This window comes from Larkinella arboricola (assembly GCF_003259745.1).
GTDB lineage: Bacteria > Bacteroidota > Bacteroidia > Cytophagales > Spirosomataceae > Larkinella > Larkinella arboricola.
This window is the reverse complement of the sequence record NZ_QLMC01000005.1, coordinates 456,139-469,730: the sequence shown is the minus strand read 5'-3', so window position 1 is coordinate 469,730 and position 13,592 is coordinate 456,139. Positions and strand designations below refer to the sequence as shown.

The following is a 13,592-nucleotide window of genomic DNA, read 5'->3' as shown; positions in this document are numbered from 1 at the left end:
TTCCCGATAAGAAATTTTACGGATTGATCTACTCGACCTGTCTTCTTATTCACTACCTTACATCTCTTCCCTGTTACCTGACTGTAACCGTATGCACTCCATTCTCTCCTCACCCGATCTGTGGACCATTCTGGGAACAATGGTATTGGCGGGCGTTATCGGCGGTTTAGTAAACGGTTTTCTCCCCACAGCGCAGGGCGAACCGCCCAAAATCTGGTGGAAATGTATCCTGACGGGTTTGGGCGCGTCCCTGATTGTTCCGGTTTTTCTGTTTCTCACCCAAAGCAAAATTCTGGACGAACTGGTGCGGGTGCTTCCCGAAAACGCGACGGCCCCAACAATCGCGGAAGCAATGGGCCGCAAAGTTCAGAACTATTTGGTATTCTTTAGCTTCTGCACCATTGCCGCCATTACCTCCACCCGGTTTATCACCACCGTCAGCGACCGGCTGCTCAGCGAACTGAAAAAAGAGGTGGATGCCACCAAGCAAGCCGTTCGTGAAACCGATCAGAAAGTCGAGGAAACCCAGCAGAAAGCAATCGGTAACCGGGCAACGTTGCAGGCCGTTAAGAAAAAGATTCAGGAAAACTCCATCGCCCGCAAAACCGGCACCGCCCTTCCGATAACACGGGAAGCCACGCGGGGACCATCGCCCGATACGTCGGCCCTACTCCACCCGGATGACCCGCAAAAAGGACGATGGGGCGGAAAACCCACTGTTAATTTCAGGCAACTCCAGGCCACCGTGACCGCCATCGATGACGACGAGGACTGGTTCAACGTCCGGATGGAAGTAGTTTCGACCGACCCACAGAATCACCCGTTTACCGGTAGCGTAACCTTTCATCTTCACGACACATTCACTCCGGATACCGTAAGCGTTCCGGTGGTAAACAATCGGGCGGTTCTGGAAAAAATCGCCTGGGGCGCCTTTACGGTGGGAGCCGAAACATCCGATGGAACGCAGTTGGAACTGGACCTGTCCGATGCGCCGGATGTGCCGCTGTCGTTCCGCAACCGGTAAAAGCCCTATCAGTAAACGGATGCTAAAATTGGGTATGTTTGCCAGAACTTAACTTTCGCTGATTCCTATGGTTGCCCTCCGCCGTATCGGGCTGGTTCTGCTCGTCTTTTTTGCCCTGCTGAATGTCATTCTGGCGTTTCATGCCGCCCGATTCACGTATTTCTATGATAATCCCGAGAAAACGCCCTCCAAAAAACCGGAGAGTTATTCCACCAGCGAGAAGCTGAATGCCGCCCTGTTCGGCCTGAAACTAAAGAAATCGGTCGTTACTGATCATCCCAAAATACCGTACGAAACCCTGCGGCTGACCAACGAACTGGGTCAAAAGCTGGAAGGCTGGTACATTCCGGTGGAGCAGGCCAAAGGCACCATCATCCTCTGCCACGGCCACGCGTCGAACAAATCGCGGGTGCTCTGCGAAATGGATTATTTTCATGAACTGGGCTACAATACGCTGTCGTTCGATTTCCGGGCGCACGGCAACAGCCAGGGCAACATCTGCACAATCGGTTTTCGCGAAACCAACGACCTGAAAGCCGCCTACGATTTTGTAACCCGGGGTGGTGAGAAAAACATTATTCTCTGGGGCGTTTCGATGGGTGCGGCCACTATCCTGAAAGCCGTTCCCGAGCACCGCCTGAAACCGTCGCGGGTGATTCTGGAATGCCCGTTTGCGTCTCTATACGATGCCGTTCAGGGACGCCTTCGCTCTATGAACATTCCGGCCCATCCCGCATCGGAACTGCTGCTTTTGTGGGGCGGTCTGGAGCGTAGCATGAGTGCCTACCAATACCGTCCGTCGGAATATGCGAAAGGACTCACCATGCCGGTGTTGCTCAACTGGGGGGCCAACGATCCGCGGGTGCTGCGGCACGAAACCGACGCTATTTTTGAGAATCTGGGTACCCAACAAAAACAACTGGTCATTTTTGAACACTCCGCCCACCAGTCGTACTGCACCAACGAACCGGAAAAATGGCGGGCCACAATAAGCCGTTTTTTACAGGCCAGTCCGCAACCACAATCCGTTTCCAAGCCGGTTACAGCCCCTCAGATGCGCTGACACGGTTACGATCACCCGCGACAGGCCACCGGGCAGCACACCGGCTTTACGATGAAAATTACAGGCAATACCGGCACGAAGAAGAAAGGCCCACGCTAAACAAAGGCGCTGCGCAGTCGGTTGATACAGAATATGTTTAATTTCTGTTCAACAATGAAAAAACCATTCGTTCTTTTCACGTACGCAATCCTGCTGGCGGGTTTTATGTCGTCATGCGGTCAGGGTAAAAAATCCGAAAACGCCGAAAATACCGATACCACCGCCACCGCCGAAGCACCCACAGCACCGGATTTGCCGCCCCCGGGCAAAGGGTCCAATCATTTTAGCAACGTCATTGGCTGGAAAGACGGTCAGACACCCCAGGCACCCGAGGGCTTTGTGGTTACCGAGTTTGCCCGCGACCTCAAAAATCCGCGTACTACCTACGTCCTGCCAAACGGCGACGTGCTGGTGGTAGAATCGCAAACCGAGCGGAAAGGGATTGTTAAAAAAGTAACGTCCGCCATTAGCGGAAAGGCAGACTCAGAAGCTTCCGGCAAAAGCGCCAACCGCATCACGCTCCTGCGCGACGCCAATAAAGACGGCAAACCGGAACTGCGCGAAACGTTTCTGGAGGGCTTAAATCAACCGTTTGGTGTGCTGCTGATCGGCAATACGCTGTATGTTGCCAATACTGACGGCATTGTGACGTTTCCCTACCAGACCGGACAGACCAAAATCACGGCCAAAGGCAAATCCATTATGTCGCTGCCCGCGGGCGGTTATAACAACCACTGGACGCGCAACCTGCTTGCCAACGCCGACGGCTCGAAGATTTATATCTCCGTGGGTTCGGGCAGCAATGTGGGCGATAACGGTATGGAACACGAGGTACGCCGGGCCAATATCTTGGAAATCAGCCCTGATGGAACGGGCGAACGGATATTCGCCAGCGGCCTCCGCAATCCGGTGGGCATGGACTGGAATCCGGACTCCAAAACCCTGTGGACGGCGGTGAACGAACGCGACGAACTGGGCGATGATCTGGTTCCGGATTACATCACCAGTGTAAAAGAAGGCGGTTTTTACGGCTGGCCTTACTCCTACTACGGCCAACACGAAGACCCGCGCCGGAAAGGTGAACGGCCCGATCTGGTCAAAAAAGCTCTTATACCCGATGTGGCGGTGGGTTCGCATACGGCTTCGCTGGGGCTGGCTTTTTACGACAAGAAAGCGTTTCCGGAAAAATACCGGAACGGTGCCTTCATCGGTCAGCGGGGGTCGTGGAACCGCTCGGCCTTTGCGGGTTATAAAGTTATTTTCGTACCATTTACGAACGGAAAACCCAGCGGAAAGCCGGAAGATTTTCTGACCGGATTCATCATCGATGACAAGGATGTACACGGCAGGCCGGTGGGTGTTACCGTAACGCCAGACGGAGCCCTGCTCGTGGCCGACGACGCCGGTAACCGGGTTTGGCGAGTGAGTGCAAAACAGTAACTTAGCGGGGCCACGGTTTTTTCCCGTGGCCCCGCCCTATGCCCTCTCCCATCATCCCGATTTTCCGTATTTTTGATTACCAGAAAGCCGTTGAATTCTATGTCGAATGGCTTGGTTTCGGCATCGCCTGGGAACACCGGTTTGAAGAGAATTTCCCGATTTATCTGGAAATCACGAAGGGCGATCTGCGGCTGCACCTGTCCGAACACCACGGCGACTGCTGCCCCGGTTCAAAAGTCCTGATTGAATACCCAAATCTGGCTGCTTTCCATCAGGAGCTGACCGCCAAAAATTACCGATACATGAAACCCGGCCTACATGAAGCTTTCTGGGGTGCGTGGACGGTTACTGTAACCGACCCCTTCAGCAACCGGATTGAGTTTTTTGAACGAAACTAAAATCAACGGCTTTATGAAAACGCTCCACCAACGGTATTCCCGGCGCGAAACCCTCGGTTTGCTGGCGGCTTCGACTGCAACGCTGGCATCCGGCGGATTGACGGCTTTTTCTTCTTCAAACCAAACGACCATGCTAAACCGCCCGATTCCGTCCAGCAAGGAAAAACTGCCCGTTGTCGGCATTGGCACCTGGCAAACGTTCGACGTTGCCGGTAAAACCGAACAGGAACCGTTGTTGCAGGCACTTAAAGCCGTGCATCAGGCGGGTGGCAGGCTCATCGATTCGTCCCCCATGTACGGCCGGTCGGAGGAAGTGGTGGGAACGCTGACGGCCGGGTCCGGCATCCAGAACGAATTCTTTTACGCTACCAAGGTCTGGACGCGGGGCCGGGAAGCGGGCATTCAGCAAATGGACGATTCGATGCGAAAAATGAAACGACCGACGATGGATCTGATGCAGATTCATAACCTGCTCGACTGGAAAACGCATCTGGAAACCCTAAAAGCCTGGAAAGCCGCCGGAAAAATCCGCTACATCGGTATTACGCATTACACCGACTCCATGCACGATGATCTGGTCGATATTTTTACCAAATACCCCATCGACTTCGTGCAATTCAATTATTCGATCCTCTCCCGCAACGCCGAGAAGAAACTCCTGCCAGCCGCGCAGGACAAGGGCGTGGCAACGATTATTAACCAGCCGTTTGCGGAAGGACGTCTATTTTCGCTCGTCAAAGGCAAAGAACTCCCCGCCTGGGCGAAGGAAAACGACATCAACAGTTGGGCGCAGTTTTTCCTTAAATTTCTCATCGGTCACCCCGCCGTCACCTGTGTCATTCCGGGCACCAGCAACCCGCGCCATGCCGCCGACAACATGCTGGCCGGACACGGTCGCCAGCCCGATTCGGCGTTACGCGAAAAAATGGCGGCCCTGATTCGGTCGTTTTAATGCTGTTTCGGCGGTCAACTGCCGTTGCTCCGGTTGGTACGTACACTGTCCGCACCTGGACAAAACCCTGTACGATTTCGGACACCTTCCCTGCTCGTTTTCCTACTCAGAACGCTCCTGAAAGCCTTTCCCTCCTCTGGCACTCTATTTGTTTTGCAAAATTACAACTAATTAAACCAGCTCGTACCCATCATGCGAAGGTCCTTTTTAGGCGAGTTTGAAGAGATTGTCTTACTGGTGGTAGCGGCTTGTCCGGCCGAAGCCTACGGAGTTACAATCTGGGAGGAAGTTCAGCAGCAAACCGGCCGGTCGATCACGATGAGTGCCGTCCATGCCACCCTGTACCGGCTGGAAGAAAAAGGCTTTCTTTCCTCACAAATGGGCGGAGCCACTGCCGAACGCGGGGGCCGACGCAAACGGTTTTTCGCACTGACCCAGGCCGGGGTGCGGGCGCTGAACGACATTCAGGAAGTGCGCACTCGGCTCTGGCAGGCCATTCCACCCGGAAAATTTCAACTAATCGAACCTTTATAGAGTGAAGAATGAAGAGTGATGAGTTAAAAGTCAGGCTGACGCATCCTCTTTACGCATCACTCCTAACTCATAATTCTTCACTCATCACTCTTCACTCCTATGAAGCCACCGCGCTGGGCCGACCGCCTGCTGGAGATTTTCGTGGCCCCTCACCTGCGCGAAGATGTGCAGGGCGATTTGCACGAGGTCTTTTATAAACAACTCGAACAGAACGGCTTGGTCAAAGCCCGGCGCGCCTTTATCTGGGCCGTCCTGCACTACCTGCAACCGTATTTTTTCAAACGCAAACCGTCGGACCATCCGAAACCAAGCCATACTGCCATGATTCGTAATTATTTCCAAATTGCCCTCCGGAATCTGGAGCGAAAAAAATCCTACACGCTCATCAACGTATCGGGCCTGGCACTGGGCATGGCCTGCGGTATTCTGATTTTCATGCTGATTAGCTACCACCTGAGCTTTGATAATTTCCACGCAAACGCCGACCGGATTTACCGCTTCGTGACCGAGCAGCACCGCGAAACCGTTAGTTACCGGCCCAACGTGCCCAATCCGTTCGGCAAGGTGTTCCGGAATGATTATACGTTCGGTGAGAAGGTGGCCCGGATTGCCAGCTCCAATGATGTTTTAATCAGCCTGAAAACCGGTGGAGAAATCCGCAAGTTTAAGGAAGATGCCGGAGTCGCTTTTGCCGAAACCGATTTCTTCGACATTTTTAATTATCCGCTGTTGCAGGGAGATTTCAAAACGGTTTTGCGCGAACCCAATACGGCTATTCTGACCGAGAGAATGGCCCGAAAGTATTTCGGCGATCAGAATCCGATCAACCAGACCTTCCATCTGGACAACAAAGTTCAATTCCGCATTACCGGCATTCTGAAGGATTTACCGGTTCATACCGACCGAAAAACCGAGATTTTTCTGTCCTATAATACGCTCAGGCAGTACGACGAATGGATGGCCAGCGACGAATCGTGGGGCGGTATGAACAGCGCCATGCAATGTTTTGTCCGGCTCAAACCCGGTGTCTCGCCCGCGCAGGTTGAAGAGGTGTTGCCAGCTTACGTAAAAAAATACCGGCCCACCAACAAAAACGTCCATCACTACAAGCTGCAACCGCTGGCCGATATTCATTTTAACCCCCGCTACGGCGGTGCAATTTCCAAAAGTAATTTGTGGGTTCTGGCCTGTATTGGTTTCTTTCTGATCGTCACCGCCTGCATCAACTTCATTAATCTGGCTACGGCCCAGGCCCTCAACCGCTCGAAGGAAGTGGGCGTCCGGAAAGTGCTGGGCAGTTTTCGCGGGCAGCTTTTCTGGCAGTTCATCGCCGAAACGGGTTTAATTACCACACTGGCTATCTTCCTGGCGTTTGTTACCGCCTGGTTGCTGCTGCCTTCCGTCAACGACTGGTTTCAGGTTCAAATCAGCCTCAACCCGCTGGACGACTGGCGACTGGCCCTGTTTCTTCCCGCACTGGCGGTGGTGGTCACGTTCTTTGCCGGTTCGTATCCAGGTCTTATTTTGGCGGGTTTTCAGCCGGTTGTGGCGCTGAAAGGCAAACTGTCGCAGCAGCATATCGGCGGTTTCAATACACGGCGAACGCTGATTGTGGGCCAGTTCGCGATTTCCCAAGCGCTGCTCATCGGCATGATTGTCATTACGGATCAAATGCGGTATTCTACGCAATCCGATCTGGGTTTCAATAAGGAAGCCGTTGTCATGCTGCCCATTGCGCCGGACACGAAACCGATAAGCCTGAAAACCGTCAAGCATCAACTCGCCCAGATTCCGGGGGTCAAAACCGTATCCGTCTGCCAGTCGGCACCGGCCTCCAATTACAATGTCTGGAACACGTCGCCACAGTACGATAACCGCAGCGAGGACGAATTATTCAGCGTCAGCGTCAAAGCCGCCGATGAGCAGTACATCCCGATGTTTGACCTGAAACTGGTGGCCGGACGGAATCTGTTTCCCGCCGACTCCGCCCGGGAGTTTGTTGTTAATGAAACCTTTACCAAAAAACTGGGCCTGAAATCTCCGCAGGAGGTGATCGGAAAAACCCTCAGTTTAAACAAAGGTCAGACAACCGGGCCGATTGTCGGGGTTGTGGGCGACTTCCATGACCGATCGTTTCACGAAGACATTAACGCCGTTTGCATCATGTCGGCCAGCGATTTGTATGGCAGCTACGCGGTTAAAATTGATGGAACAACGGTGAAACCGACGCTCGCTGCGCTGGAAAAAACCTGGAGCGACCTGCATCCCGACCAGCTTTACGAATACGAATTTCTGGATGAGCATATCGCCAATTTTTACAAAACCGAAGACCTCATGCTCAGGCTCATTCAAACCTTTGCCGCCCTTGCTGTCTTTATCGGCGGCCTCGGACTATACGGACTGGTTTCGTTTATGGCCGCTCAGAAAACCAAGGAAATCGGCATTCGGAAAGTGCTGGGCAGCAGTATCGGGCAAATCCTGTGGATTTTCGGAAAAGAGTTTTCCCGCCTGATTCTGATTGCTTTCGCCGTAGCCGCTCCGGTGGCCTACTACGGCATGAATGCCTGGCTGAACCACTTCACTTTTCACATCGATGTGAGTGTCGGCGTATTTGCCACCGCCATTGCCAGCACGTTCCTGATCGCATTTCTTACCGTCGGTTTCAAGTCTATGAAAGCCGCTGGAATGAATCCGGTGAAAGCCCTGCGGAGCGAATAGATACAGGGGCGGAGAAACGTTTCTCTGCCCTTCTCTTCCTCTTCGGTTGCCCCGCCATTTGCCTAAAAAAGCCATCCGTAAGGCTCGAAGCATTGCAGAACCAGCCTGATAACTGGACAAACTGCATCCCGAAACACCATGTAACCTGTTAAAAAGAAGACTCAGCCGTGGGCGAATGGGTCCGGCCTGGTCCTTACCCTAATAATCAGACAAATTCACACCAGATTCTGTTACTTTTCCGGGTCTGAAGCGTCTAATTCAAAAAGGACGTTATGGAACCTGTACCGATTTATCAATCGCCCCCGCTTTCCCAGAAGGTTTCTTTTCAGGAGGTTTCCGCTGAGCGGCCCCAGCCACTAAACGCTCTGCAAGTGGCCAAATGGGGCTTCATCGAGTTGTTACTTGTCTTTATCGTGAGTGTTCTTTTCCGAAAAATGAACCGCCATAAACCGTCAAAAAGCCTTTTTTAACGGTCTTCTCCAAAAGTCCTCCCCACCGCCCCTTTTTGCTGCAAATTGATATAGCCTATCGCCTGCAAGGGGCTGGCTGTTTTGTCCGGCACTTGTCCTTCTTGCCTGTTCAAGTAAATCTCACCGGTTGTGCGTGGAATTACGCAACCTGAAAATCAAGCATTATTACGCTGTTTTATAAGAAGTTACTGCTTTAACTTTGGTCTACTGGCAACCGCTTACAAACCTGGTAGCCGAGTCATCAACGCCTGAAGTAAGACAGGCATTGATGGCCTAACCATAGTGTGTCGGGTGTCATTCGTGCCACTGTCCCCATAGGGTCGTTTTTACCCTTAACAGGACGGTTAATAACTCTATTATCCGTATTTTTAAACATACCGGTCGGGCTGGAAAACGGCCTTTCTGCTCTTTCTTCCGCCCGGCCAACACTGCGTTTTCGTCATTTGGATGGCGGGTCAGCCGCCCCGCAGTAGTGCATTGAAGCCGTTACGATTTTGCACGGCAAACCTACGTTATCATTCATCACATATCCCGACCCAGTCCAATGAAACAAAAACACATCATTCTCCGAACCACGCAAAGCGCCACCCGCGATCCCTTCCTGGGGGCTCTTTCTCAAGTTCGTACGGTCGAGTCGGTAGCCGCAGGGCTGACCGTTGAAATTGACGAGATCGAACCTCGCAGGGTGTCGGCTGTAACGCGTGATTCCAGTATTCTGGCGGTTGCCCCGGCCATTCCGATGAGCCTGATTGAGCCGCTTGACGTCAAAAAAAACGTCAGGGCAACGGCGCAGACCGTTGCCTGGGGCATCAAAGCCGTCGGAGCCGACACGTCTCCGTTTACCGGCTCCGGTGTGGTCGTTGCCGTACTGGACACCGGTATTGATGCCAGTCACCCGGCTTTTGCGGGTGTCCAGATCATCGAACAGGACTTTACGGGCGAAGGCAACGGCGATCCGCACGGCCACGGTACCCACTGCGCCGGAACCATCTTCGGCCGTGCTACTAACAACACCCGGATTGGTGTAGCGCCCGGCGTTGAAAAGGCACTCATCGGCAAAGTGCTCGGCCAGAATGGGGGTGGCTCCAGCGATCAGATTGTCAGCGCCATTCAGTGGGCTGGCCAGAACGGTGCCAACGTGATTTCGATGTCGCTGGGTATGGATTTTCCCGGTTTCGTCAAACAACTGATCGGCCAGGGCTATCCGGCCGAACTCGCAACGTCATACGCACTGGAAGGCTACCGGGCCAATGTGCAGTTGTTTGAGCGGCTGGCGGCCCTGATCCGCATTCAGGGTTCTTTTTCCCAGGCGACGATTCTCATTGCCGCAGCCGGTAACGAAAGCCAGCGGGATGTTAATCCGGATTTTGAGATTTCGGTCAGCCCACCTGCCGTGTCGGAAGGCATTGTTTCGGTAGCGGCTCTGGGTGAAAGTACACAGGGGTTCATTGTGGCTCCGTTCTCCAACACCGGGGCCAATATTTCCGGACCGGGCGTAAAAATCCTGTCGGCAAAACCCGGTGGCGGTTTTGCCCAGATGAGCGGTACCAGCATGGCCACTCCGCACGTTGCGGGCGTAGCGGCTTTGTGGGCCGAAAAGATTATGAAAACCGGCTTACTAACCCCGGCTACTCTGATGGCCAAGCTGGTCGCTTCCGGGACCGAAACGGGTTTGAAAGTCGGTTTTGATCCGGCCGACGTGGGTACCGGCATGGCCCGCGCTCCGCAAGTATGAATCACTTTTAACGCTTAAAACGAAAAAACCGGCCTGATGCCGGTTTTTCGTTTTATACTTCTTCGCCGTACAGCTCCTCGCTTTTGCGCTTGCGGGGCTCGGGTTCCGGCAATGGCTGAAGCGGCTGCGGATGGTCTTCGTAAACGGAATTATCCACGTATTTATACCGCGACATAAACGAATACATCGCCGGAATAACAAACAGGGTCAGAATCAGGGAGAAGATAATCCCGCCCACGATTACAATCCCCAGCGGAATCCGGCTTTTAGCCGCGGCTCCCAGACCCAACGCAATTGGCAGGGCACCACAAGCGGTAACCAGACTGGTCATCAGAATCGGACGAAGCCGAAGGGCCGATGCTTCAATGGCGGCTTCCAGCTTGTTCATGCCTTCCTTACGCTTCTCGTTCGCAAACTCAACAATCAGAATACCGTTTTTCGTCACCAGACCAACGAGCATGATGATACCGATCTGGGAGAAAATATTCATTGTCTGATCAAACAGGAACAACGAAAGAAGCGCCCCCGCCACGGCCAGAGGTACCGTCAGCATGATAATAAAGGGGTCGGTAAAACTCTCAAACTGAGCGGCCAGGATAAGGTAGATTAACACCAGCGCCAGCACAAAAGCGAACATCGTATTCGATGAACTTTCGGCGTAGTCGCGCGAGGAACCCGACAGAGCCGTCTGGAAGGTATCATCCAGGGTCCGGGCGGCAATGGCATTCATGGCTTCCACACCATCCCCAATGGTTTTACCCGGTGCCAGACCCGCCGAAATGGTCGCTGCTTTAAACCGGTTGAAGTGATATACCTGCGCGGGACTCGACACTTCGGAGAACTTCACGAGGTTATCCAGCTGAACCAGCTCACCCACGTTGTTACGAACGTAAAACGAAGCCAGATCGACCGGTTCATCCCGGTCATCGCGTGATACCTGTCCGATCACCTGGTATTGCTTTCCATTCATCAGGAAGTATGCTAGACGGCGGTTACTCAGGGCCAGTTGCAGCGTCTGCGCGACATCCTGCACGGTTACGCCCAGGTTGGTGGCTTTCTCCCGATCAATCGTAATATTTAGTTCTGGTTTGTTAAACTTCAAGTCCACATCAAACCCCTGGAACGTCGGGTCTTTCTGCACCTCATCCATGAATTTGGGCAGACTTTCCTGTAGCTTTTCAAAATTCAGATTCTGAATCACAAACTGCACCGGCAGCCCTCCACCCCGGCGGCCTACCTGAATCGTCTGTTCCTGCGTTGCATTCATCCGGGCTTCGCTGGAGCTTCGCAGGTATTTGCCGAGGTAATCCGTGATTTGCTGCTGTGAGCGTTGACGTTCACTCGGTTCGACCAGGTTAACACTTATAAATCCGGAGTTTACCGCCCCGGCCGCCGAGTTGCCCGGGGCCACCACACTAAACGTGTAACTGGTTTCGGGTACGGAATCCAGCACAAACTGATTAACTCCTTCGATAATCTTGGTCATGGCCTCGTAGCTGGTTCCTTCTGGCGCGGTCACCGGGATACGAATGCGGCTCCGGTCTTCCAAAGGTGCCAGCTCCGATTTCAGGCTGGAACCTACCCAGACAATAATGCCCAGACAAACCGCGATAATCCCGACCGCAATCCAGCGTCGGCCCATAAATTTCGTCAGGGCCGACCGATAACTCCGGTCAAGCCACTGGTAGAAGGGTTCGGTTTTTTTATAGAACCAGGAACCTCGCCCGTGGTCCTTGCTTACGAGCTTGACACTCAGTACCGGCGTCAGGGTGAGCGAAACAAAAGCCGAGATCAATACGGAACTCGCCACGACAACGCCAAACTCCCGGAAAAGCCGTCCTGTAAATCCTTCCAGAAAGATCACCGGCAGAAACACGATGGCCAGCGTTGCAGATGTGGAGATGACGGCGAAGAAAATCTCTTCCGAGCCTTCTTTGGCCGCCCGCTTTAAATCCATCCCTTCTTCAATTTTCTTGAAGATGTTTTCCGTAACCACAATCCCGTCATCCACCACAAGCCCCGTCGCCAGAACGATCCCGAGCAGGGTCAGGACGTTGATACTGAAGCCCGCGATATACATGATAAAGAAGGTCGCAATCAGCGAAACCGGAATATCAATCAGCGGACGAATTGAAATCAGCCAGTCGCGGAAGAACAGGTAAATGACAATGACCACCAGAATAAACGAAAGGATAATGGTTTCGGCCACTTCTTCGATGGACTTCCGAATAAACTTCGTTTTATCATCCGAACCAAGCAGCTGAATATCTCCGGGGAGGTCCCGTTTGATATCTTCCAGACGCTTATAGAACTCGTCGGCCACGGCCACATAATTGGCTCCCGGCTGAGGAATCAGGGCCAGAATAACACCCGAGGCATTATTCTGCTTGGCAGCCGCTTCCTCGTTCTCCGGCCCTAAAACCGCATATCCGACATCTTTTAACCGAATAATCTGGTTAGCCGTCTGCCGGATAATCAGGTTATTAAAGTCGTCCTCGGTGGTTAGGCGCCCAACGGCTTTAACCGTTAGTTCGGTGTTATTTCCGTAGATTTTCCCGCCGGGTAGTTCGACATTCTGCCGGGTTAACGCATCCTGAATATCCTGCGCCGTCAGTCGGTAGGCCGAAAGTTTGTGCGGGTCAATCCAAAGCCGCATGGCCGAACGTTTCAGCCCGTATACCATCACCTGGCTAACCCCCGGAATGGTTTGCAGCCGCTCCTGCAATACGTTTTCGACATAGTCTGAAAGCTCCATCGCATTGCGGGAGGAGCTCTGAACCGGAAGAAAAATAATGGGATCGGAGTTGGCATCAGCCTTGCTCACCACCGGTGGGGCGTCGATATCCTGCGGCAACTGACGCTGCGCCTGCGCCACTTTATCACGCACGTCGTTGGCCGCGCGTTCCAGGTCGGCCCCCAGTTCAAATTCAACGGTGATATTACTGCTGCCGAGGGCGCTGGTCGACGAAATGGTGCGAATCCCTTCGATACTGTTCAGCGATTTTTCAATCGGTTCAGTAATCTGTGATTCAATAATATCCGGGTTGGCACCCACGTAACTGGTCCGCACCGAAATAATCGGCGGGTCAATGGCCGGGTATTCGCGAACGCCCAAAAAGGTAAAGCCGATCACCCCAAACAGGATAAGTACGATCGACATAACCATGGCGAGAACCGGTCGCCGGAGACTTAAAGAAGGTAAACTCATCGATTTAGCTC

The 13,592-nt window shown here is 53.2% G+C and carries 9 protein-coding genes; 8 read left to right on the top strand and 1 reads right to left on the bottom strand.

The annotated features are described in order from the left end of the window. Positions 1–91: 91 nt before the first annotated feature. The 8 genes from LX87_RS21165 to LX87_RS21125 all read left to right on the top strand — a co-directional run bounded on the left by LX87_RS21165 (position 92) and on the right by LX87_RS21125 (position 10,373). Positions 92–1,024: a YEATS-associated helix-containing protein gene (locus LX87_RS21165; protein ID WP_111630261.1), complete on the top strand. Its 933-nt coding sequence runs from the start codon at positions 92–94 to the stop codon at positions 1,022–1,024. A 67-nt stretch (positions 1,025–1,091) separates the two neighbouring features. Beyond that, the gene (locus LX87_RS21160; protein ID WP_111630260.1) at positions 1,092–2,087 is read left to right on the top strand and encodes an alpha/beta hydrolase; all 996 of its coding nucleotides are present in this window, start codon (positions 1,092–1,094) and stop codon (positions 2,085–2,087) included. Between the two features lie 153 nt (positions 2,088–2,240). Next, on the top strand, positions 2,241–3,566 hold the full coding sequence (locus LX87_RS21155) for a PQQ-dependent sugar dehydrogenase (RefSeq protein ID WP_111630259.1): 1,326 nt from the start codon (positions 2,241–2,243) through the stop codon (positions 3,564–3,566). Between the two features lie 38 nt (positions 3,567–3,604). After that, positions 3,605–3,964, top strand: a complete 360-nt coding sequence (locus LX87_RS21150) for a glyoxalase superfamily protein (protein ID WP_111630258.1) — start codon at positions 3,605–3,607, stop codon at positions 3,962–3,964. 13 nt (positions 3,965–3,977) lie between these two features. Further along, positions 3,978–4,916 (top strand): aldo/keto reductase, encoded by a 939-nt coding sequence (locus LX87_RS21145; RefSeq protein ID WP_111630500.1) that lies wholly within the window; start codon positions 3,978–3,980, stop codon positions 4,914–4,916. Between the two features lie 192 nt (positions 4,917–5,108). Continuing rightward, positions 5,109–5,450 (top strand): PadR family transcriptional regulator, encoded by a 342-nt coding sequence (locus LX87_RS21140; RefSeq protein WP_111630257.1) that lies wholly within the window; start codon positions 5,109–5,111, stop codon positions 5,448–5,450. 99 nt (positions 5,451–5,549) lie between these two features. Next, positions 5,550–8,168, top strand: a complete 2,619-nt coding sequence (locus LX87_RS21135; RefSeq protein WP_229310755.1) for an ABC transporter permease — start codon at positions 5,550–5,552, stop codon at positions 8,166–8,168. 1,014 nt (positions 8,169–9,182) lie between these two features. Continuing rightward, positions 9,183–10,373, top strand: a complete 1,191-nt coding sequence (locus LX87_RS21125) for a S8 family peptidase (protein ID WP_111630255.1) — start codon at positions 9,183–9,185, stop codon at positions 10,371–10,373. A 52-nt stretch (positions 10,374–10,425) separates the two neighbouring features. Here the strand turns inward: LX87_RS21125 and LX87_RS21120 are convergent, their stop codons facing one another. Continuing rightward, positions 10,426–13,581, bottom strand: a complete 3,156-nt coding sequence (locus tag LX87_RS21120; protein WP_111630254.1) for an efflux RND transporter permease subunit — start codon at positions 13,579–13,581, stop codon at positions 10,426–10,428. Between the last annotated feature and the right edge of the window lie 11 nt (positions 13,582–13,592).

Coding starts and splice junctions, on each gene's coding strand:
- LX87_RS21165 (WP_111630261.1), top strand. CDS start 92: ATGCACTCCATTCTCTCCTCACCCGATCTGTGGACCATTCTGGGAACA.
- LX87_RS21160 (WP_111630260.1), top strand. CDS start 1,092: ATGGTTGCCCTCCGCCGTATCGGGCTGGTTCTGCTCGTCTTTTTTGCC.
- LX87_RS21155 (WP_111630259.1), top strand. CDS start 2,241: ATGAAAAAACCATTCGTTCTTTTCACGTACGCAATCCTGCTGGCGGGT.
- LX87_RS21150 (WP_111630258.1), top strand. CDS start 3,605: ATGCCCTCTCCCATCATCCCGATTTTCCGTATTTTTGATTACCAGAAA.
- LX87_RS21145 (WP_111630500.1), top strand. CDS start 3,978: ATGAAAACGCTCCACCAACGGTATTCCCGGCGCGAAACCCTCGGTTTG.
- LX87_RS21140 (WP_111630257.1), top strand. CDS start 5,109: ATGCGAAGGTCCTTTTTAGGCGAGTTTGAAGAGATTGTCTTACTGGTG.
- LX87_RS21135 (WP_229310755.1), top strand. CDS start 5,550: ATGAAGCCACCGCGCTGGGCCGACCGCCTGCTGGAGATTTTCGTGGCC.
- LX87_RS21125 (WP_111630255.1), top strand. CDS start 9,183: ATGAAACAAAAACACATCATTCTCCGAACCACGCAAAGCGCCACCCGC.
- LX87_RS21120 (WP_111630254.1), bottom strand. CDS start 13,581: ATGAGTTTACCTTCTTTAAGTCTCCGGCGACCGGTTCTCGCCATGGTT.